The 19996-nt window shown below is 59.6% G+C and carries 23 protein-coding genes; 8 read left to right on the top strand and 15 right to left on the bottom strand.

Features of this window, described 5'->3' with window-relative positions; all coding sequences use genetic code 11:
- Positions 1 to 53: 53 nt before the first annotated feature.
- On the top strand, positions 54 to 476 hold the full coding sequence (locus JWU58_RS00115) for a PA0061/PA0062 family lipoprotein (protein WP_206421295.1): 423 nt from the start codon (positions 54 to 56) through the stop codon (positions 474 to 476).
- Between the two features lie 40 nt (positions 477 to 516).
- Positions 517 to 936, top strand: a complete 420-nt coding sequence (locus JWU58_RS00110; RefSeq protein ID WP_125917046.1) for a PA0061/PA0062 family lipoprotein — start codon at positions 517 to 519, stop codon at positions 934 to 936.
- Positions 937 to 940: 4 nt separating this feature from the next.
- Here the strand turns inward: JWU58_RS00110 and JWU58_RS00105 are convergent, their stop codons facing one another.
- Positions 941 to 1180, bottom strand: a complete 240-nt coding sequence (locus JWU58_RS00105) for a DUF1161 domain-containing protein (RefSeq protein WP_206421294.1) — start codon at positions 1178 to 1180, stop codon at positions 941 to 943.
- Positions 1181 to 1421: 241 nt separating this feature from the next.
- Positions 1422 to 1853, bottom strand: coding sequence for an OsmC family protein (locus JWU58_RS00100; RefSeq protein ID WP_016772308.1), 432 nt, complete (start codon positions 1851 to 1853; stop codon positions 1422 to 1424).
- Between the two features lie 240 nt (positions 1854 to 2093).
- On the opposite strand from JWU58_RS00100, the gene JWU58_RS00095 reads away from it, so the two are divergent.
- Positions 2094 to 3095 (top strand): LLM class flavin-dependent oxidoreductase, encoded by a 1002-nt coding sequence (locus JWU58_RS00095; protein WP_024015025.1) that lies wholly within the window; start codon positions 2094 to 2096, stop codon positions 3093 to 3095.
- Between the two features lie 164 nt (positions 3096 to 3259).
- Here JWU58_RS00095 and JWU58_RS00090 read toward each other — a convergent pair whose 3' ends face one another.
- Both JWU58_RS00090 and JWU58_RS00085 read right to left on the bottom strand, forming a co-directional pair.
- Entirely contained in the window at positions 3260 to 3484 is a 225-nt protein-coding gene (locus tag JWU58_RS00090; RefSeq protein WP_206421293.1) for a DUF1161 domain-containing protein, read from the bottom strand.
- Positions 3485 to 3613: 129 nt separating this feature from the next.
- On the bottom strand, positions 3614 to 3829 hold the full coding sequence (locus JWU58_RS00085; protein ID WP_016772305.1) for a dodecin: 216 nt from the start codon (positions 3827 to 3829) through the stop codon (positions 3614 to 3616).
- 166 nt (positions 3830 to 3995) lie between these two features.
- On the opposite strand from JWU58_RS00085, the gene JWU58_RS00080 reads away from it, so the two are divergent.
- Positions 3996 to 4322, top strand: coding sequence for an ElaB/YgaM/YqjD family protein (locus tag JWU58_RS00080; protein WP_039757078.1), 327 nt, complete (start codon positions 3996 to 3998; stop codon positions 4320 to 4322).
- On the opposite strand, the gene JWU58_RS00075 is transcribed toward JWU58_RS00080, so the two are convergent.
- On the bottom strand, positions 4295 to 5212 hold the full coding sequence (locus tag JWU58_RS00075; RefSeq protein WP_206421292.1) for a LysR family transcriptional regulator: 918 nt from the start codon (positions 5210 to 5212) through the stop codon (positions 4295 to 4297). The two genes, JWU58_RS00080 and JWU58_RS00075, sit on opposite strands and share 28 nt — an antisense overlap.
- A 113-nt stretch (positions 5213 to 5325) precedes the next feature.
- Here JWU58_RS00075 and trpB point away from each other — a divergent pair, with 113 nt between their 5' ends.
- On the top strand, positions 5326 to 6558 hold the full coding sequence (gene trpB / locus JWU58_RS00070; RefSeq protein ID WP_206421291.1) for a tryptophan synthase subunit beta: 1233 nt from the start codon (positions 5326 to 5328) through the stop codon (positions 6556 to 6558).
- Positions 6558 to 7367 (top strand): tryptophan synthase subunit alpha, encoded by an 810-nt coding sequence (trpA, locus tag JWU58_RS00065; RefSeq protein ID WP_110599601.1) that lies wholly within the window; start codon positions 6558 to 6560, stop codon positions 7365 to 7367. The genes trpB and trpA overlap by 1 nt, the downstream gene beginning before the upstream one ends.
- Positions 7368 to 7425: 58 nt before the next feature.
- On the opposite strand, the gene JWU58_RS00060 is transcribed toward trpA, so the two are convergent.
- The 10 genes from JWU58_RS00060 to JWU58_RS00015 form a co-directional block, all read right to left on the bottom strand.
- Positions 7426 to 9387 carry a DUF7844 domain-containing protein gene (locus JWU58_RS00060; protein WP_130903249.1) on the bottom strand — a complete coding sequence of 654 codons (1962 nt, stop codon included), beginning with the start codon at positions 9385 to 9387 and terminating at the stop codon, positions 7426 to 7428.
- Positions 9384 to 9704, bottom strand: a complete 321-nt coding sequence (locus tag JWU58_RS00055; RefSeq protein ID WP_041476450.1) for a DUF2388 domain-containing protein — start codon at positions 9702 to 9704, stop codon at positions 9384 to 9386. Before JWU58_RS00055 ends, JWU58_RS00060 begins: the two co-directional genes overlap by 4 nt.
- A 27-nt stretch (positions 9705 to 9731) precedes the next feature.
- Positions 9732 to 10049 carry a DUF2388 domain-containing protein gene (locus tag JWU58_RS00050; protein ID WP_024015031.1) on the bottom strand — a complete coding sequence of 106 codons (318 nt, stop codon included), beginning with the start codon at positions 10047 to 10049 and terminating at the stop codon, positions 9732 to 9734.
- A gap of 108 nt (positions 10050 to 10157) precedes the next feature.
- Positions 10158 to 10475, bottom strand: a complete 318-nt coding sequence (locus tag JWU58_RS00045) for a DUF2388 domain-containing protein (protein ID WP_206421290.1) — start codon at positions 10473 to 10475, stop codon at positions 10158 to 10160.
- A 333-nt stretch (positions 10476 to 10808) separates the two neighbouring features.
- Positions 10809 to 11024 carry a DUF1127 domain-containing protein gene (locus tag JWU58_RS00040; RefSeq protein WP_007911656.1) on the bottom strand — a complete coding sequence of 72 codons (216 nt, stop codon included), beginning with the start codon at positions 11022 to 11024 and terminating at the stop codon, positions 10809 to 10811.
- Positions 11025 to 11345: 321 nt separating this feature from the next.
- Positions 11346 to 12839: an acetyl-CoA hydrolase/transferase family protein gene (locus tag JWU58_RS00035; RefSeq protein ID WP_071173986.1), complete on the bottom strand. Its 1494-nt coding sequence runs from the start codon at positions 12837 to 12839 to the stop codon at positions 11346 to 11348.
- A gap of 214 nt (positions 12840 to 13053) precedes the next feature.
- Complete coding sequence (locus tag JWU58_RS00030) at positions 13054 to 14487, bottom strand: NAD(P)(+) transhydrogenase (Re/Si-specific) subunit beta (RefSeq protein ID WP_206421289.1); 1434 nt, start codon at positions 14485 to 14487, stop codon at positions 13054 to 13056.
- On the bottom strand, positions 14487 to 14807 hold the full coding sequence (locus tag JWU58_RS00025) for an NAD(P) transhydrogenase subunit alpha part 2 (protein WP_003220416.1): 321 nt from the start codon (positions 14805 to 14807) through the stop codon (positions 14487 to 14489). Before JWU58_RS00025 ends, JWU58_RS00030 begins: the two co-directional genes overlap by 1 nt.
- Positions 14808 to 14822: 15 nt before the next feature.
- Positions 14823 to 15944 (bottom strand): Re/Si-specific NAD(P)(+) transhydrogenase subunit alpha, encoded by a 1122-nt coding sequence (locus JWU58_RS00020; protein WP_206421288.1) that lies wholly within the window; start codon positions 15942 to 15944, stop codon positions 14823 to 14825.
- 434 nt (positions 15945 to 16378) lie between these two features.
- Complete coding sequence (locus tag JWU58_RS00015; protein WP_206421287.1) at positions 16379 to 17278, bottom strand: LysR family transcriptional regulator; 900 nt, start codon at positions 17276 to 17278, stop codon at positions 16379 to 16381.
- Positions 17279 to 17435: 157 nt separating this feature from the next.
- Here JWU58_RS00015 and JWU58_RS00010 point away from each other — a divergent pair, with 157 nt between their 5' ends.
- Positions 17436 to 18617 carry an acyl-CoA dehydrogenase gene (locus JWU58_RS00010; protein WP_024015035.1) on the top strand — a complete coding sequence of 394 codons (1182 nt, stop codon included), beginning with the start codon at positions 17436 to 17438 and terminating at the stop codon, positions 18615 to 18617.
- Between the two features lie 14 nt (positions 18618 to 18631).
- Entirely contained in the window at positions 18632 to 19852 is a 1221-nt protein-coding gene (locus JWU58_RS00005) for a CaiB/BaiF CoA transferase family protein (RefSeq protein WP_206421286.1), read from the top strand.
- The last annotated feature ends 144 nt before the right edge of the window (positions 19853 to 19996 follow it).

The following is a 19996-nucleotide window of genomic DNA, read 5'->3' as shown; positions in this document are numbered from 1 at the left end:
GAAATTCCCCGGAAAGTCTGCCCCAAGACTATCCCGCCTCAAGGAGCACCGCTATGCGCATGTTGATGCTGACAGGAGGCCTGCTGACGCTGGCCGGTTGTGCCGGATTCGGAATGCCCGACCCCGACCCTTCGCAAGCCTGGATCGATCTTGACGCTCGTCAACACGACACGGCGCTGCAAGCCGTACAAGTCGATGCCACACAGGCTGTCGACAAACGTTATTTCGAAGTGCAGCCCGGCAGCCATGAGCTGAAGGTGCGCTATCAATTCCCGGTCGAGGCCACCAACATCGGCCCGACTGCCGAACCGCTGTGGCGCGATTGCCAGTTGAGCGTGAAATTCAAGGACTTCACCGCCGGCCAGCGCTATCAGCTGCAGGCGGGCAGTATCGGCTTCCGGCCTTGGGCCAAGCTTTATGACGAACAGCGCAAGGTTGTCGGTCAGGGCACGCCGGCGGGCTGTCAGAGCAGTTGATCGGCGCTATGCTGGCTATTCGAATCTGCGGATATCCATCATGCGTACCTTGCTGCTGTTGCTCGTTGTCGGTCTAGTCGCCGGTTGTCAGACGCCATTGCCACCGGTTGACCCGCACATGGCCTGGGTCGACTTCTCTACGCCAAGCCCCGGCGGCAAGTTGCTGATGGCCGAGCGTCTCGACAACCAGCGCTTGAACGACGGGCGTTTCTTCCAGGTGACGCCCGGTAGCCATGAGTTGCGGGTGCGTTTCGACTTCGAAGTGTTTGGCGGCGGTGGCAGTCTGCTCACCGGCCCGGTGGAGCGTTTGTGTTATCTGACGATCCGCTATGACCACTTCGAGGCCGGCCAGCGTTATCTCTTGGAAGGCCGCTCGCTGGCGTTTACGCCGAGCGCGCGTTTGTACAATGCCAAGCGCGAGATCGTTGCTGAAGACCGCGAGTTCCACTGCATCATCTAGCGCTTCAGCTGTCGTTTTTCTGGTAGATGATGCGCTTGGTACCGTTCTCGCAAGTGCCGACGATCATGGCTGAGTCGTGCTGCTTCGCCTCTTCCGCCGTGATGATTTCCAGGGTGTACGTTGGGATCGCCTTCGCCTGGATCTTGATCTCGATCTCCTTTCTAAGCTCCTCGCATTTTTTGGGGGCTGCGATAGCGGTCGTGGCCAGTGCACTGCAAAGGATCGCCAAGCCAATACGTTTCATCGATGAAGCTCCTTGAGGCAGCGCGCACGGGTGTGCGCTGAAGCTGCTGTCGATTATTCGACCACATTTCTGCAGAGCGGGTTCTGACTTTGCGCACACCTTGTATTAATTGCCGGCCGCTGAGCAGGTTTCGAGACTGCCTTCGCGAGCAAGCTCGCTCACACACTGGATCTGCGACGTGCACAAATCCCCCGTGGGAGCGAGCCCTGCTCGCGAAGGCGTCAGCCCGGCAAACGCCGAATCAGCTGACCAGCGAAGCCTCAAGCGTGATCTTCGCATTCAGCACCTTGGAAACCGGGCACCCTTCCTTGGCCTTGTTGCTCAACTCCTCAAACTGTTGCTGAGTCGCGCCCGGGATCTTCGCCTTGAGAATCAGTTTCACCGCAGTGATCGCGAAGCCGCCGTCAACCTGATCGAGGGTGACTTCGGCGTTGGTGTCGATGCTGTCTGCCTTCAGGCCGGCATCGCCGAGAATCATCGAAAACGCCATGGAGAAGCAGCCGGCGTGGGCCGCGCCGATCAGTTCTTCCGGGTTGGTGCCTTTGCCGCCTTCAAAGCGCGCCTTGAAGCCGTACGGCGCTTCGCGCAGTACGCCGGTTTCGGTGGAGATCGAGCCGAGACCGGTTTTCAGATCGCCTTCCCAATGCGCCGATGCCTTTTTCACGATAGCCATGTCTGCCTCCTCAAATATGGCGCGGAACGCCGCGCCGTCGCGGTTTTTACTAGCAAGGCTTCTGAGGATAGACGGCGGAACAAAGTTCAGCCTGGCTGAATCGTTGACTTTTTTAGTAGGAAATTTCGTCGCTGCTATTGAATCTCGGGTATATGCCCTCATTCCATAAAACACGCTTATGGATTTGGCAGGTTTTCGTTCGCAAGAAAAACCTGCCTCCCCACCCGGAGATGCAGGTTAATGAAAAAACTGTCCGACGTTAAATTTTCCACCCTCGACCTGGTGCCGGTGCGCGAAAACGGCAGCGCGGGGCAATCGCTGCGCAACTCGCTGGACCTGGCGCAGCATGCCGAGAAATTCGGCTACACGCGCTTCTGGGTCGCCGAACACCACAACATGGACGGCATCGCCAGTTCGGCCACTTCGGTGTTGCTCGGCTATCTGGCCGGAGGCACGTCGACGATCCGCGTCGGTTCCGGCGGGGTGATGCTGCCCAACCATGCGCCGCTAGTGATTGCCGAGCAGTTCGGCACCCTCGAGAGCCTGTACCCTGGACGCATCGACCTGGGTCTGGGCCGCGCGCCCGGCTCTGACCAGATGACCGCCCGCGCCTTGCGCCGTGAGCGCTCGGGCAGCGCTGACGACTTCCCTGAAGACGTTGCCGAATTGATGCGCTACCTCGGCCCGCGCACCCCGGAGCAACGGGTGATCGCCATGCCCGGCACCGGCACCAACGTGCCGATCTGGCTGCTCGGCTCAAGCCTGTTCAGTGCGCAATTGGCGGGTGAGCGCGGCTTGCCTTACGCCTTCGCCTCGCACTTCGCACCGCGCTTCATGCACGAGGCGATCCGCATCTACCGCAATCACTTCAAACCGTCGGCGGTGCTCGACAAGCCGTACGTGATGCTCGGCGTGCCGCTGGTGGCAGCGGATACCGATGAGCAAGCCGATTACCTGGCGACGTCGGTGTACCAGCGCATTCTTGCGTTGATGCGTGGCCAGAGCCTGGTGCAGCGTCCGCCGGTGAAAACCATGGACGGTCTGTGGCTGCCCCATGAACGTGAGGCGGTGGGCGATTTTCTCGGCCTCGCCATGGTCGGCGGCCCGCAGAAGATCCGCGCCAAGCTTGAGGTGTTGATCGAGCAGACCCAGGCGGACGAGCTGATTTTCACCTCGGACCTGTACGAGCATGCCGATCGCGTGCATTCCTACGAGCTGCTGGCCCAAGTCATGAAGGGATAAAGCGCACCCCTGTAGGAGCTGTCGAGTGCAACGAGGCTGCGATCTTTTGATTGTGATTTGAAGTCAAGAACAAAAGATCGCAGCATGCTGCAGCTCCTACCCGGAAAATCATCGTCCACAAAAAAGCCGACGCATCCACGTCGGCTTTTGTATTTCAGGCGCAATCAACCGCGTTTGTAGACGATTTCCTTGCTGCCGCCTTCGCAACTGCCGACGACGTCACCATCAGCCGCCGCACCCTTGTCGACAACTTCCAGCGAATATCCGGAAACGCCTTTGGCGTCGAGCTTCGCGGCGATTTCGGTCTTCAGCTCTTCACATGGCTTGCCGGCTGCAAACGCACCACCCGCAAGGCTCAACAAACCTACTGCCAACAAGAACTTCTTCATCGGTCGCACTCCCTGGTCGGATTGAAAGAGGCGGGCATCGAGTCATCCACCCGATGCGCTCACCTTGTAGCGCTTTGCCATTCCCTATGGCACTCGGCCAGCGCGCAAGTTCAGAAGACTAGCTCAAACTCAGCTGGCGGCAATCTTGAAGCCGACTTTCAGCGTGACCTGAAAGTGCGCTACCTGGCCATTTTCGATATGGCCACGGGTTTCGGTCACTTCAAACCATTCCAGATTGCGCAGGGTCTTGTTCGCCTCGGCCAGTGCATTGTTGATGGCGTCTTCGATGCTGGTAGTGGACGAGCCGACCAGCTCGACTTTCTTGTAGGTGTGATGGTCACTCATGGCGTTCTCCTTGGGTTGGAATGGCGTGTGAAATTGAGCCTAGCAGGCAATTGCACTGATGATTTCGGCGCCGCTGCGCTGCCGAAGTTCAGAATTTCTGCACTTTCTCGAGATGCTGAAGTCCCAACCAACACACGCCACTCATCACCAATGCAGGAGAGCCACCATGGCCAACACCTCTTTACGTAAAGCCTCGTTGCAAAGCATGGAAGCCGAGATCGAGAGTCTGCTCAAATCGTTGGAAAGCTTGAAAGACGATGCTTCGGACGAGTCGCGCAAGACCCTCAAGGCGCTGAAAAGCAACGCCGAAAGTGCGCTGAAACATTCCCGTCATCTGCTCAGCGACGCGTACGAAGAAGTCAAAGTGAAAACCCGCGAGACCGGCATTGCCACTCGTGACTACGCGCAGGAACACCCATGGACCACAGCCGGCGTGGCTGTCGGTGCAATCGGTCTGCTCGCCGCCTACTTTTTGTTCAAGCGCGGTGAGTGATCAGTCTGGGGCAGCTCGTTTTTGAGCCATTGCGCCAGTTGCCGGGCGCGTCCGTCTGCGGCGCGCTTGGGTAGCCACAACGCCAGTTGCGCCGGGGTTTCGCAAAAGCCCCACGGCGCAACCAGGCGACCCGCCTTCAGATCTTCGGTTACCAGCGGCTCCGGCGCGATTGCCACGCCGAGACCTGCAACAGCCGCCTCCAGCAAATAATACAAATGCTCAAAACCTTGCCCGAGCTTCAACGCCTTGGGATTGAGGTGGTTTTGCTGCGCCCAGCTGGGCCAGGCTTGTGGGCGAGAGGTGGTGTGCAGCAAGGGCTCATCAAAAAGATCTGCGGCCACAGCGGTGTGCAGCTTCTGATAACCGCTATACAACGGGCTCATTACGGGGCCGATGCGTTCCGCCGCCAGTTCATAGACCTGCATATCGGCCGGCCACGGTGGTTCGGCGAACAGCAACAACGCATCAAGGCCCGGGCGCCGGGGATCGAGATCGCCTTCACCGGCCGACAGGTGCAAGCGCAGATCAGGCAAATCGGCATTCAGCCGCCCCAGACGCGGAATAAACCAGCGCGCCAGCAGGCTCCCCGAACAACCCAGCACGAACGGCGCATTCGCTGTGCTTTGCGTAAGTTCGGCGCAAACACTGCGCAACCGATCGAACGCCTCAGCGCTGGCATCGCGCAGACGCGCTCCGGCATCTGTGAGTTTCAAGCCGCGGCCGTCCTTGACGAACAGGCTCACCCCTAGATGTTCTTCGAGCACCTTGAGCTGGCGGCTGACCGCGCCGTGGGTGACGTGCAGCTGTTCGGCAGCCTGACTCACACTGTTCAGACGGGCGGTGGCCTCGAAGGCGCGCAAGGCATTCAGCGGGGGAAGGTCATGGCTCATGGTATCTGTGAGTTTTCCTGACAGGTTGTGGCGATCTTATCGGTTTTCAGCCTGGAAAGTCAGGGGTAGAGTGATCGTCATTGTCTTCTGACCGAATTCACCTGGAGCGACCCATGACCCAGACTTCGAACACCTCTCATCTGCGTAACGGCCCTGACGCCAACGGCCTGTTCGGTGCGTTCGGTGGCCGTTATGTAGCGGAAACCCTGATGCCGTTGATCCTCGACCTGGCCCGCGAATATGAAGCGGCCAAGGAAGATCCGGCATTCAAGGAAGAATTGGCCTACTTCCAGCGAGACTACGTCGGACGTCCGAGCCCGCTGTATTTCGCCGAACGCCTGACCGAGTTCTGCGGCGGCGCGAAGATCTACCTCAAGCGTGAAGAGCTGAATCACACCGGCGCGCACAAGATCAACAACTGCATCGGCCAGATCCTGCTGGCGCGGCGCATGGGCAAGAAGCGCATCATCGCCGAAACCGGCGCCGGCATGCACGGCGTGGCCACGGCCACCGTCGCTGCGCGGTTCGGTCTGGACTGCGTGATCTACATGGGCACCACCGACATCGAACGTCAGCAGGCCAACGTCTTCCGCATGAAGCTGCTCGGCGCTGAAGTCATTCCGGTCGTTGCCGGTACAGGCACCCTCAAAGATGCGATGAACGAAGCTCTGCGTGACTGGGTGACCAACGTCGACAACACTTTCTATCTGATCGGTACTGTGGCCGGCCCACACCCTTATCCAGCAATGGTCCGCGACTTCCAGGCCGTCATCGGCAAGGAAACCCGCGATCAACTGCAAGCTCAGGAAGGTCGTCTGCCGGACAGCCTGGTGGCGTGCATCGGTGGCGGTTCCAACGCCATGGGCCTGTTCCACCCGTTCCTCGATGACAAGAGCGTGGAGATCATCGGCGTCGAAGCCGCCGGTTACGGCATCGAAACCGGCAAGCACGCGGCCAGCCTCAACGGCGGGGTGCCGGGCGTGCTGCACGGTAACCGCACGTTCCTGCTGCAGGACGACGATGGCCAGATCATCGACGCCCACTCGATTTCCGCTGGCCTCGATTACCCGGGCATCGGCCCTGAACACGCCTGGTTGCACGACATCGGCCGCGTTCAGTACACCTCCGTGACCGACGACGAAGCCCTTGAAGCGTTCCACAAATGCTGCCGTCTGGAAGGGATCATTCCTGCCCTGGAAAGTGCCCACGCCCTGGCCGAAGTGTTCAAACGCGCACCGAAGCTGCCGAAGGATCACCTGATGGTGGTCAACCTCTCGGGCCGTGGCGACAAGGACATGCAAACCGTGATGCACCATATGCAACAGTCGCAGCAGGAGAAACACTGATGAGCCGCCTGCAAACCCGCTTTGCCGACCTCAAGCAACAGAACCGCGCGGCGCTGGTGACCTTTGTCACTGCCGGTGATCCTGACTACGACACTTCGCTGGCGATCCTCAAAGGCCTGCCTGCCGCAGGTGCCGATGTGATCGAGCTGGGCATGCCGTTCACCGATCCGATGGCCGATGGCCCGGCAATCCAGTTGGCCAACATTCGCGCCCTGGGCGCCAAACAGAATCTGGCGAAAACCCTGCAAATGGTGCGCGAATTCCGTGAAAGCAACAGCGACACGCCGCTGGTGTTGATGGGTTACTTCAACCCGATTCACAAATTCGGCGTCGAGCGTTTCATCGCTGAAGCCAAAGAGGCTGGGGTTGACGGCCTGATCGTGGTCGATATGCCACCAGAGCACAACGAAGAGCTGTGCGACCCGGCGCAGGCTGCCGGGCTGGATTTCATTCGCCTGACCACGCCGACCACCGACGACGCACGTCTGCCGCGTGTGCTCAACGGCAGTTCCGGTTTTGTCTACTACGTGTCGGTGGCCGGTGTCACCGGTGCCGGTGCAGCGACTCTGGAACATGTGGAAGAGGCGGTTGCACGTCTGCGTCGGCATACCGACCTGCCGATCAGCATCGGTTTCGGCATCCGTACACCGGAGCAGGCTGCGGCGATAGCGCGTCTGGCTGACGGTGTGGTGGTGGGCTCGGCGTTGATCGATCACATCGCCAGTGCCGATACGCCTGAGCAGGCCATCGATGGCGTGTTGAGTCTGTGTTCGGCGCTGTCCCAAGGCGTGCGCAAGGCTCGCCTCTAAAGCCGCAGGGGAAAACAAAAAGGCTTCAGAACAGGCGTTCTGAAGCCTTTTTTTGTGCTCAGGGTAATTGCAGTCCGCCCGAAGCCTTGTGCAGTTTGCGCAAATGCTCGCCAATCTGCTTGACGTTGGCCTCGCTGGCGGCAATCTCGGCGGCGCGCTTGGGTTCGAGCAGCTTGCGCACTTCGGTATCGAGATCGCCGGACAGTGCCAGCAGCTTCTTCTGCCGCTGGCTGCTTTCCGCTTCCAGTCGGCCAAACTCGCTCGGCTGCGGTAGTCCGTACCCTTTAGAGTCGAGCAGTTCCGCCGGGCGGCTGAGGAAACCACTGTTGGCGAGGATCTCCTGCAAGGTCGCGTTGGCCTTGTCCATGCCGCCATTTTCCAGCTCGCGGGCGCCGAGGTAACGTTGCTTGACCTCATCCTGCGCCAGTAACAACTGCCGGCGGAAACTGGCCTGCTCAAGCAGCAACAGCGCCGCGCTGGTGCGCAGGTCGGCGCGGTCGAACCATTCGCGGCGTTGTTCAGCGCTGAGTGACAGCCAGTCTTCGACAGTGGTCTGCTTGATCGGCAGCTGCTTCTTCAACACATCGAACATCGCCTGATAACGATCGCGGAACGAGTCGAAGCGGTAACCTAGACGCAGCGCTTCTTTCGGATTGTCGAGCACACTGGTATCGGCCAGACCACGGCCCTTGAGCACTTCCAGCAAGCCGTTGGGCATGATGCTGTCGAGGCCGACCAGTTGGCTGTTATTGCTGCCGCTGCGCAACAGTTTCAAACCCTCTACCGCGCAGTTGTTGGACAGGAAGAAATAGTTGCCGTCGTAGCTCCAGTGCATCTCGGCAGCATGTTCGACGACGCCTTCGATTTCCTCGCGAGACAGGTTCAGCGGCACCGAAGCGAGACTGCGCAGCTCGGTCTTGGTGTATTCGTCGATCACTTGCGCCAGCGGCAACACGAACAGCCGCGACGGGTATTTGCCGACCAGTCCGTCCCAGCTCGACAGCTGTACATCGCCAACGAAGGCGCGATAGGACAGCACCAGGTGTTGATCGAGGTCGAGGCGGCAATCCGGGCCACGCGGGCGACCGGGGGCGCAGATCACCAGGCGCAACATGCTGTGGCCCCAGCGGCTGACCCAGTTCTGATTGGCCTCGGCCAGCAGGTAATCGACCGCGTAGACCCGTTCCGGATCGACTTGCCCCAGAGGCTGCTTAGCGAAGTCATTGCCCGCATTGAGAAAGGCGAAGCTCTTGCTGCAGGTGTCCTGCGCTGGCGGCGCCCAGCCGAAATGTTCCTTGTAGTAGCGATACAGCGCCGGGCGGCGGCAGGCGTAGCTCGGGTCGAGGAGGAAGTACTCCATGTTGACCGCGACGAATTCCTTGGGACTGGAGATCTCGTAAAGATCCGGACTGCGGGCGATCTGGCGGTTGTGTTGTTCACGCTCGCCACGGCGGCCGACGTACTGTTGCCACCCGGCCAGATCGAGCAGGCGCGGGTCATCGCTGATGGTGAAGCGGCGACCGTTCTGCCCGCGACACTCATCGGGAATGCCGATCAGCCCGGCGCTGTTGAAGCGTCGGGTGCAGCGCTGGATCAACGTGCGCTCGGCGCTCGGCCATAAACGCGCGCGGTCGTAGATATGCGTGATTTCGTGCAGCACTGTGGCCAGCAGTTCCTGGCGCACAGTGCCGTGAGGACGATTGGTTTTCTCTTTCGCCGCGCTGCCATCGGTGAGGCTGGCGAGCAGCTTGCGGTTCAGATCGAGCTCGGAAACCAGCGTCGCCTGCCCGTAAGCGTTGGCAGGCATGTCGTCGGTCCAGCCGACGTCGATGCGCCGATCCAGCCGCTCGATGAAGCTCGGCGGCAGTTTCGCCATCGCCTCATCGATCAGCGCCTGACTGGCCTGTTGTTGAGCCGGGCTCAGACCCTCGGTCTTGAGCCGCAATTGCAGGCCGGCGTGGGCGCTGTTGCCAAGCAGCAACAACGCCCCGGCCAGCAGCCAGGCGCCAACGGACTTCACAGTGCGAGAATGGCTTCGGCGAGTACCTGATCACTGGCGTCGCGCGCTTCCGGCACGCGAGTGCGCAAGGTGTTGAGGGCGGCTTCGAGGTGCGCGCCACGGATGTCACCGTTGCTGGCGACGAAACTGGCGGCGTCGTCGTGGGCTTCGCGGATGATTTTCGAATCGCGAATCGACGTGGTGGTATCGGAAGTGAAATCGATGCTGCGCTGGGAGGCACGAACGATGATGTTACTGGTGGCTACCAGGGTGTGCGCCTGGGCCACATCGGCCAACACAAACAGGCCAAGGGCGGCAGCAATCAGCGGGCTACGCATGGAACGACTCCGGAAGGACAAGGATAACTATTGGACGAGAATTGCCTCTGCCAGTTCAAGGTCGCTGGCATGAAGTTTCGGCCGGGTTTTGCGCAGGTAATGCAGCGCGGACTCCAGCCGTGCGCCTCGCCATTCACCGTCACTGGCAACAAAGGCGGCCGCATCATCATGGGCGGCGAGCAGCAGTTTACGGTCGAACGGCGCAGAAGACACCATGCTGGTCGCGTAACCGCTGACAACCGTGCCTTGGGTCGATGCATTGAAAGCATCGAAGGCATTGGCAGACATCGCCCAGCAGGCGCTGAACAAGGCAGAAGAGATGAGCAGGTTTGGAAGAAAGCGCATGGGACTCGACAACTGTTAACGAGCCTGAAGGCTAGCGCAAATGCCCGGGCCAGAGCCAGCGTTGAAACATCGGGACACGGCTGGCGTGTCCCGCAATACCGCAAACGATCAGAGGGTCAGAATGGCCTGAGCCAATTGGGCATCGGTGGCATTGAGTTGGGGCGCCTGATGGCGGATGTGATCGAGCGCGCTTTCCAGCTTCACTCCACGGATATCGCCTTCGCTGGCCACGAAGCTGGCGGCATCGTCGCGGGCGGCGAGGACGATCTTGTCGTCACGGAACGAGGAGGTCACATCGGAAGTGGCGTCGGAAGTGGCTTTCAGCGCGCCGATGATCGAGTCGGTGGTGACGATGAAGCTGGTAGCGCTGGCGTTGGCAGCCACGGCCAGCAGGGCGGCGGCACTGAGCAGACGAAGACGGGTCATGATGGAACTCCTTTGGATACACCGTAGTGAGAGGTGGCTCGGTATCTGAGGAGTCAGACGCCTGTTGCGCAACGTTCGCCACGTTCTGCATGGATATTAGGCTGCCAGATGCGGTTCGCCCAGTGGTGGCCAGTGATACTTCAAAGGTTCTGGATAGCTGTACCGGTATATTCGAGTATTTCGTAAATTGTACCTGTACTCGTTCATATATGCGGTTTAGAGCATTCAAGGCCTCTGAAACGACAAAACCCGTCGTGGTTGCCCACGACGGGTTCTGCTTGTGCAATTCGGGTTGCTGGCGGTGGGTCTGACGACCAGAGCCAGCGACGCTGCTTAGCGCCAGAACGGCTTGCTCAGCTCTTCGTAGCGTTGCGCTTCGCTGATACCGGCGTCAGCCAGCAGACGCGAATCCAGACGGGCCAGTTGGTGGCGGCTGGAGATGCGGCGCTGCCACAACATCAGGTTGGCAATAACGCGCAGAGGCAGGGAAGCCTGGGTGTTTACAGCTTTGTCTTCGAAGAACAGTTCGGAACTGAGTGTACGTTCCATGGTTGACATCCTTCCGCTTGTGGCGGGATCAGGTAGTGGTTTGACTGGTGCCCATGATCCTCTCGTTTGGATAGTCTCTGTAGATACAGTTCATTTGTATTGTGAGTGAGCAGTTAACTGTTTATGGATGGTGTACGGGTCGAAATTGGGCAAACTGTACCTGTCCGCACTTGATTGGTGCATTTACGCTCGTATCAGGGGATTGGGTAGGGCTTTGCTGTAGGAAAAGACCGGTACAGCAGTACAGTTTTCGACGATTCTTCTACTAGCGAAGATCCATCGACGCAAAACTGTGTTTGCGTCGATGGATATCTGTGTGAATCACACAGCCAGCATGCGCCCGGTTTCTTCCAGGTTCATATGCCAGCTCAGGGCTTCGCGCAGAATGTGCGGGGTATGACCGCCGATTGCACAGGCAGCGCTGAAGTAGTCATTCAGTGCCTGGCGAAAGTCCGGATGCACGCAGTTGTCGATGATCACTCGTGCACGCTCCCGTGGCGCCAAGCCACGCAGGTCGGCGAGGCCGACTTCGGTCACCAGGATGTCGACGTCATGCTCGGTATGGTCGACGTGGCTGACCATCGGCACCACGCTGGAAATCGCGCCACCCTTGGCGATCGACTTGGTCACGAATACCGCCAGATGCGCATTGCGCGCGAAGTCGCCGGAGCCGCCGATGCCGTTCATCATCCGCGTGCCGCAGACATGGGTGGAGTTGACGTTGCCGTAGATATCGAACTCCAGCGCGGTGTTGATGCCGATGATGCCCAGACGGCGCACCACTTCCGGGTGATTGGAGATCTCCTGCGGCCGCAGAATCAGTTTGTCCTTGTACTTCTCCAGGTTGCCGAACACGTCGCTGTTGCGCCGCTCGGACAGGGTGATCGAACTGCCCGAGGCGAAGCTCAGCTTGCCGGCATCGATCAGGTCGAAAGTCGAATCCTGGAGCACTTCCGAGTACATGGTGAGGTCTTCGAACGGCGAGTCGATCAAGCCGCACATCACCGCGTTGGCGATGTTGCCAATTCCGGCTTGCAGCGGGCCGAGCTTGTTGGTCATGCGGCCGGCCGCAACTTCCTGCTTGAAGAAGGTGATCAGGTGTTCGGCGATAGCGTTGGTATCAACGTCCGGTACCGACACTGTGGACGGCGAGTCCGACTGCTGAGTGATGACAATCGCAACGATCTTCTCCGGCGGAATCGGAATTGCCGTGCTGCCGATGCGATCGTCGACTTTCACCAGCGGGATTGGCGTGCGCGTCGGGCGGTACGTCGGGATATAGATGTCGTGCAGGCCTTCGAGGTTGGCGTTGTGGGCCAGGTTGATCTCGACGATCACTTGTTTGGCGAAAATCGCGAAGCTGGCCGAGTTGCCCACCGAAGTGGTCGGCACGATATGGCCTTGTTCGGTGATGGCGACTGCCTCAATGACGGCAATGTCCGGCAGCTTCAACTGTTGGTTGCGCAGTTGCTCTACGGTTTCCGAGAGATGCTGGTCGATGAACATCACTTCGCCGGCGTTGATTGCCTTGCGCAACGTGCTGTCGACCTGAAACGGCATGCGCCGCGACAGCACGCCGGCCTCGGTCAGTTGCTTGTCGAGGTCGTTGCCCAGACTGGCGCCGGTCATCAGGCTGATCTTCAGCGGCGTGACCTTGGCGCGCTCGGCCAGTGCGTGGGGAACGGCCTTGGCTTCGCCGGCGCGGGTGAAACCGCTCATGCCGACGGTCATGCCGTCCTCAATCAGAGCAGCGGCGTCGGCAGCGCTCATCACTTTGTCCAACAACGAAGGCAGGCGAATACGGTCACGGTACATGGATTATTATCTCGGGCAACGAGTAGCAGGATGCGCAGTCTAGTGAATTTGGCCGGCGCCTGTCCCGCTACCAAGGTCGCAAACGAGGCCTCTATTTCGCGGGTTTGCAGTAAAACACCGTTACCGGATCTGCAACAACGAGGCAAATTGTCCAGCGTCTGGCGCAACCAAAAACGCCCCGACAGGTCGGGGCGTTCGCTATTGCAGCGGTGAATTACTCGACCGCTTTGACCATGTCTTCGATGACTTTCTTCGCATCGCCGAAGACCATCATGGTCTTGTCCAGATAGAACAGTTCGTTGTCCAGGCCGGCGTAGCCGCTGGCCATCGAGCGCTTGTTGACGATGATGGTCTTGGCCTTGAACGCTTCGAGAATCGGCATACCGGCAATCGGTGACTTCGGATCGTTCTTCGCGGCCGGGTTGACCACGTCGTTTGCGCCGAGCACCAGCACCACGTCGGCCTGACCGAACTCGGAGTTGATGTCTTCCATCTCGAACACCTGGTCGTAAGGCACTTCGGCCTCGGCGAGCAGGACGTTCATGTGCCCAGGCATGCGACCGGCCACCGGGTGAATCGCATACTTCACGGTCACGCCGCGATGGGTCAGCTTCTCGGTCAGTTCCTTCAGTGCGTGTTGTGCACGGGCCACTGCCAGACCGTAGCCCGGGACGATGATCACGGTGTCGGCGTTGGTCAGCAGGAAGGTTGCGTCATCAGCCGAACCGGATTTCACCGGGCGAGCTTCCTGCGCACCGGCAGGGCCTGCATCTGCCGTATTGCCGAAACCGCCGAGCAGTACATTAAAGAAGGAGCGATTCATCGCCTTGCACATGATGTACGAGAGAATCGCACCGCTCGAACCCACCAGCGAGCCGGCAATGATCAGCATCGAGTTGTTCAGCGAGAAACCAATGCCCGCCGCCGCCCAGCCGGAATAGCTGTTGAGCATCGACACCACCACCGGCATGTCGGCGCCGCCGATCGGGATGATGATCAGCACGCCCATCACGAACGCCAGTGCCAGCATCAGCGCGAACGCCATGAGGTTGCCGGTGAACATGAAGGTCAGGCCGAGAACCAGCGTAGCCAGACCCAGAACCGCATTGAGCTTGTGCTGACCGGCGAACTGTACCGGTGCGCCCTGGAACAGACGGAACTTGTATTTGCCTGAGAGCTTGCCGAAGGCGATCACCGAACCCGAGAAGGTGATCGCACCGATCGCAGCACCGAGGAACAGCTCCAGACGGTTGCCCGCCGGAATCGCATCGCCCAGTTGTTTAACGATACCCAGCGATTGCGGCTCGACCACCGCCGCGATGGCAATAAACACCGCCGCGAGGCCGATCATGCTGTGCATGAACGCTACCAGTTCCGGCATCTTGGTCATTTCAACGCGCTTGGCCATGATCGAGCCGGCGGTACCGCCGACCAGCAAGCCAACGATCACATAACCGATGCCAGCCGTGGCCAGTTCAGCGCCCAACTTATAGATGAGGCCGACCGTGGTGATGATTGCCAGCGCCATGCCGAGCATGCCGAACAGGTTGCCGCGCCGCGAAGTGGTCGGGTGCGACAGGCCTTTGAGGGCCTGGATAAAGCAGATCGACGCGATCAGGTAGAGCGTCGTGACGAGATTCATGCTCATTACTTCGGCGCCTCTTCTTTTGCTTTCGGGGCTTTCTTCTTGAACATTTCAAGCATGCGGCGGGTGACCAGGAAGCCACCAAACACATTGACTGCCGCCAGTGCCACGGCCAGCGTGCCCATGGTTTTGCCCAGCGGCGTGACGGTCAGCGCAGCAGCGAGCATGGCGCCGACGATCACGATCGCGGAAATGGCATTGGTCACCGCCATCAACGGCGTGTGCAGCGCAGGCGTAACGTTCCAGACCACGTGGTAACCGACATAAATCGCCAGCACGAAGATGATCAGGTTGTAGATACCGGGGGAGATAAGCTCTTCCATCGTCTGAATCCCTGCTTAGGCGTTTTTGCGGATGACTTGGCCGTCGCGGCACATCAGGCACGCGGCGACGATGTCGTCTTCGAGGTTGACGTCGAACTGGCCTTCCTTGGTGAATACCAGCTTGAGGAAGTCCAGCAGGTTGCGTGCGTACAGCGCCGAAGCATCGGCTGCGACTTCACCGGCGAGGTTGGTCGGGCCAACGATGGTCACACCGTTTTCCACAACGACCTGATCGGCCACGGTCAGCGGGCAATTGCCACCCTGAGCGGCGGCGAGGTCGATGACCACCGAGCCCGGCTTCATCTGTGCCACGGTCTCGGCGCTGAGCAGCGTCGGCGCCTTGCGGCCCGGAATCAGCGCAGTGGTGATGACGATATCGGCCTGCTTGGCGCGCTCATGCACAGCCTGAGCCTGGCGCTGCATCCAGCTCGCCGGCATCGGCCGCGCGTAACCGCCGACACCGACGGCACATTCGCGCTCTTCATCGGTCTCGTAAGGCACGTCGACGAACTTCGCGCCGAGGGATTCGATCTGTTCCTTCACCGCCGGACGCACGTCGGACGCTTCGATCACCGCGCCCAGACGCTTCGCCGTGGCAATCGCCTGCAAACCGGCCACGCCCGCGCCGAGAATCAGCACGCGCGCCGCTTTCACGGTACCCGCAGCAGTCATCAGCATCGGCATGAAGCGTGGGTAATAGTGAGCCGCGAGCAACACCGCTTTGTAGCCGGCGATATTCGCCTGCGACGACAGCACATCAAGACTCTGCGCCCGCGAGGTACGCGGCGCCGCTTCGAGGGCGAATGCGGTAATGCCGCATTCGGCCATCTTCGCGATGGTCTCGTTGTTGAATGGGTTAAGCATGCCCACCAGCACCGCACCGCGCTTGATCAGCGTCAGTTCGGCATCGCTTGGCGCGACCACTTTGAGAATCAGCTCGGCGCCAAACGCGTCATTGGCGCTGCCAATATTCGCGCCGGCCGCTTCATAGGCACTGTCGACGACACTGGCTTTGACGCCAGCGCCGCTTTGCACAGTGACCTTATGGCCTTGGCTGATCAGCTTCTTGATGGTTTCCGGGGTTGCGGCAACCCGTGTTTCACCGGTCTGGGTTTCGAGAGGAACACCAATGTGCACGTCAAATCTCCTGCGTGATCTTATTGAGTAAACCCATGCACTACGGATGGTGCGACTGGGGCGGCCGATCAGCACGATCCCGCCGAATCAGGGCGGGGCGCGGCATTTTGCAGGCGAACTTTATGCCCTTCAAGGGATTATGACGGGTGACGGAAAATTAACTACAAGTCATGCCGTGACCGAATGTCGCAGATGGCCAGTTGAACTCCTTGCAGGCCTTGCCCTGCACGGATTCTGGCTGAATTTGAAAAAAATTCGCATCGGTGGCGTGAATAGGCAGTAATGAGTCGCCATTAGAGGCTCAAAGCCACGTGTTTTGCAGCTTGTGGGACGTCTGTACGACTTTCGGATACAGTCTGCGCAAAAGCGACAAATAGTTATATCTGTAGGGCTTTGGTTTTTCTGACTACGGGGTTAAGTATTGCACAGAGCCTTTATTCTTCTAGGCTGTAGCTCTGCGCTTGATTTACCAGCCAGTCGCGAAATGCCTTCAGCGATGCCGATTCGACCTTTCGCTCCGGAATCATCAGGTAATAGGCCTTGATGCTGGAGAGCGCTTGAGGGTTGGCAACCACCAGACGTTTCTCTGCCAGCTCGCGCTGGATCAGAAACGGCGGAATCAGCGCGACGCCCATGTCGTGCATGGCTGCCTGGGCAAGCATGGAGAATAGCTCGTAGCGCGGACCTGTCATGTCGCGAGGGATATTCAGTTGCTGCGAGTTGAACCATTGGCGCCAGGCGTAAGGTCGGGTGGTCTGCTGAAGCAGCGGTAGCTCGGCGATGGCTTGCGCTGTCAGCTGCGTGTGATCGCCGAGTAGGGCGGGGCTGCATACCGGCATCGGATTCTCGCCCATCAACCTGTGGGATTCGGTACCCGACCAATCGGCATCACCGAAGTAGATCGCGGCATCGAATTCGGTATCGGCAAACAGGAAAGGCCGGGTGCGGTTGGTCAGGTTGACGGTTACTTCCGGGTGCTTGAGCTGGAAATCCTTGAGCCGTGGCAGTAGCCATTGCGTGCCGAAGGTCGGGACGACAGCGAGCTCGATGACATTGGTGCCCTGCTGGCCCATTACCGAGAGGGTGTCGCGCTCCACCGCATCGAGCTGAGTCGCCACCCGACGACTGTAGGAAAGGCCCGCCTCGGTCAATTTCACTCCACGTCGCGAGCGTCGGAACAGTTCCACGCTGAGGAAGTCTTCCAGGCTGGCGATCTGTCGGCAAATGGCGCCTTGGGTGAGCGACAGTTCTTCAGCAGCACGGGTAAAGCTCTCATGGCGGGCGGCCGCTTCGAAACTGATCAGGGCGGCGGTGCTGGGGATCTTCCTGCGCATGTACGTCAACCTCACTAATGCGCCGCATAAAAGGCAATTCGCGACGTTTCGGAGTGAGAAATTAGCACAACAGGATGCGAAATCCTCGTTTGCCGCGATGGCGAACCGCGCCTAGGATCAATGCCACGTTAATTCACCCGATTGCGAGGGCACACTCATGGGCGGTAAAGCTAGCTTCAACTGGATCGATCCCCTGCTGCTGGATCAACAGCTCACCGAAGAAGAGCGGATGATCCGCGACACCGCCGCCCAGTTCGCCCAACAGAGTCTGGCGCCGCGTGTGCTCGAAGCTTTCCGTCATGAGAAGACCGACCCGGCAATCTTCCGCGAGATGGGTGAAGTCGGCCTGCTCGGCGCCACCATTCCAGAACAATACGGTGGCAGCGGTCTGAATTACGTCAGTTATGGCTTGATCGCGCGTGAAGTCGAGCGAGTCGACTCTGGCTATCGCTCGATGATGAGTGTGCAGTCCTCGCTGGTGATGGTGCCGATCAACGAATTCGGTACCGAGGCACAGAAACAGAAGTATCTGCCGAAGCTGGCTTCCGGCGAATGGATCGGTTGCTTTGGTCTGACCGAGCCGAACCACGGTTCCGATCCGGGCGCGATGATTAGCCGGGCGCGTAAGGTCGATGGCGGCTACAGCCTGACCGGTGCGAAAATGTGGATCACCAACAGCCCGATCGCTGACGTCTTCGTGGTCTGGGCCAAGGACGATGCCGGCGATATCCGTGGCTTCGTTCTGGAGAAAGGCTGGAAAGGTCTGAGCGCTCCGGCGATTCACGGCAAGGTCGGCCTGCGCGCTTCGATCACCGGTGAGATCGTCATGGACAACGTGTTCGTGCCGGAAGAGAACATTTTCCCGGATGTCCGTGGCCTGAAAGGCCCGTTCACCTGCCTCAACTCCGCACGCTATGGCATTTCCTGGGGTGCGCTGGGCGCCGCCGAATTCTGCTGGCACACCGCGCGCCAATACACTCTGGATCGTCAGCAGTTCGGTCGTCCGCTGGCCGCAACTCAGCTGGTACAGAAGAAGCTCGCCGACATGCAGACCGAGATCACTCTGGCGCTGCAAGGCTGCTTGCGACTGGGCCGGATGAAGGACGAAGGCACGGCCGCCGTTGAAATCACTTCAATCATGAAGCGTAACTCCTGCGGCAAGTCGCTGGATATTGCGCGAATGGCGCGGGACATGCTCGGTGGCAATGGCATCTCCGATGAGTTCGGTGTCGCTCGTCATCTAGTCAATCTGGAAGTGGTGAATACCTATGAAGGTACCCATGACGTTCACGCGCTGATCCTCGGGCGTGCACAAACCGGTCTGCAGGCGTTCTATTAATAGGAGGGCGGACCATGGGCGCGCTGTCGCATCTGCGGGTACTGGATTTATCGCGAGTGCTGGCCGGGCCTTGGGCCGGGCAAATCCTCGCCGACCTTGGCGCCGAAGTGATCAAGGTCGAGCGCCCGGGCAATGGTGATGATACCCGCGCCTGGGGTCCGCCCTTCCTTAAAGACGCTTACGGCGAGAACACGTCGGAAGCGGCTTATTACCTCTCGGCAAACCGCAACAAGCAATCGGTGACCATCGACTTCACCCGCCCTGAAGGGCAGAAGCTGGTGCGCGACCTGGCGGCGAAGTCGGACATTCTGATTGAGAATTTCAAAGTAGGTGGTCTGGCGGCCTATGGTCTGGACTATGAGTCGCTGAGGGCTCTCAACCCGAATCTGATCTACTGCTCAATCACCGGCTTCGGCCAGACCGGCCCGTACGCGAAGCGCGCAGGGTATGACTTCATGATCCAGGGGCTTGGCGGCTTGATGAGCCTGACCGGCCGGCCTGAAGGAGATGAGGGCGCCGGTCCGGTGAAAGTCGGCGTCGCGCTCACGGATATTCTTACTGGGCTGTATTCAACGGTGGCGATCCTCGCGGCGTTGGCTCATCGCGATCACGACGGTGGCGGCCAGCACATCGATATGGCGTTGCTGGATGTGCAGGTCGCGTGTCTGGCGAACCAGGCGATGAACTACCTGACCACCGGCAGTGCGCCAAAGCGTCTGGGCAATGCACATCCCAACATCGTGCCTTATCAGGACTTTCCTACGGCGGATGGCGACTTCATCCTCACCGTGGGCAATGACGGGCAGTTTCGCAAGTTCGCCGAAGTCGCGGGGCAACCGCAGTGGGCGGATGATCCGCGCTTCTCGACCAACAAGCTGCGGGTAGCGAACCGCGCGGTGCTGATCCCGTTGATCCGCCAAGCTACGGTCTTCAAGACCACGGCCGAGTGGGTTGCACAACTGGAGCTGGCGGGTGTGCCTTGTGGGCCGATCAATGATCTGTCGCAGGTGTTTGAAGATCCGCAAGTGAAGGCGCGCGGTCTGGCGATCGAACTGCCTCATGCATTGGCGGGGATGGTGCCCCAGGTGGCCAGCCCGATTCGATTGTCGGAGACGCCCGTTGAATATCGTCATGCGCCTCCTTTATTAGGTGAGCACACATTAGAGGTTCTGCAACGGGTGCTGGGTCTGGGGGCAGGCGCGGTGGCTACGTTGAAGGAGGAAGGTGTCCTTTAAGTCTTCTTCTATATAAAAGAAGCTCTTTCTCATCTGATTGGGTGTTTTTTAACCAATACGCAAGTTATTGAAAGAAAAGCGAAATTAACGGTTGACGGCAGATTCCAGAGGTCTATAATTCGCCCCACTTCCGGCGCAGTCGAA

This window comes from Pseudomonas atacamensis (genome assembly GCF_017167965.1).
Lineage (GTDB): Bacteria > Pseudomonadota > Gammaproteobacteria > Pseudomonadales > Pseudomonadaceae > Aquipseudomonas > Aquipseudomonas atacamensis.
This window is presented reverse-complemented; position numbering and strand designations above follow the sequence as displayed.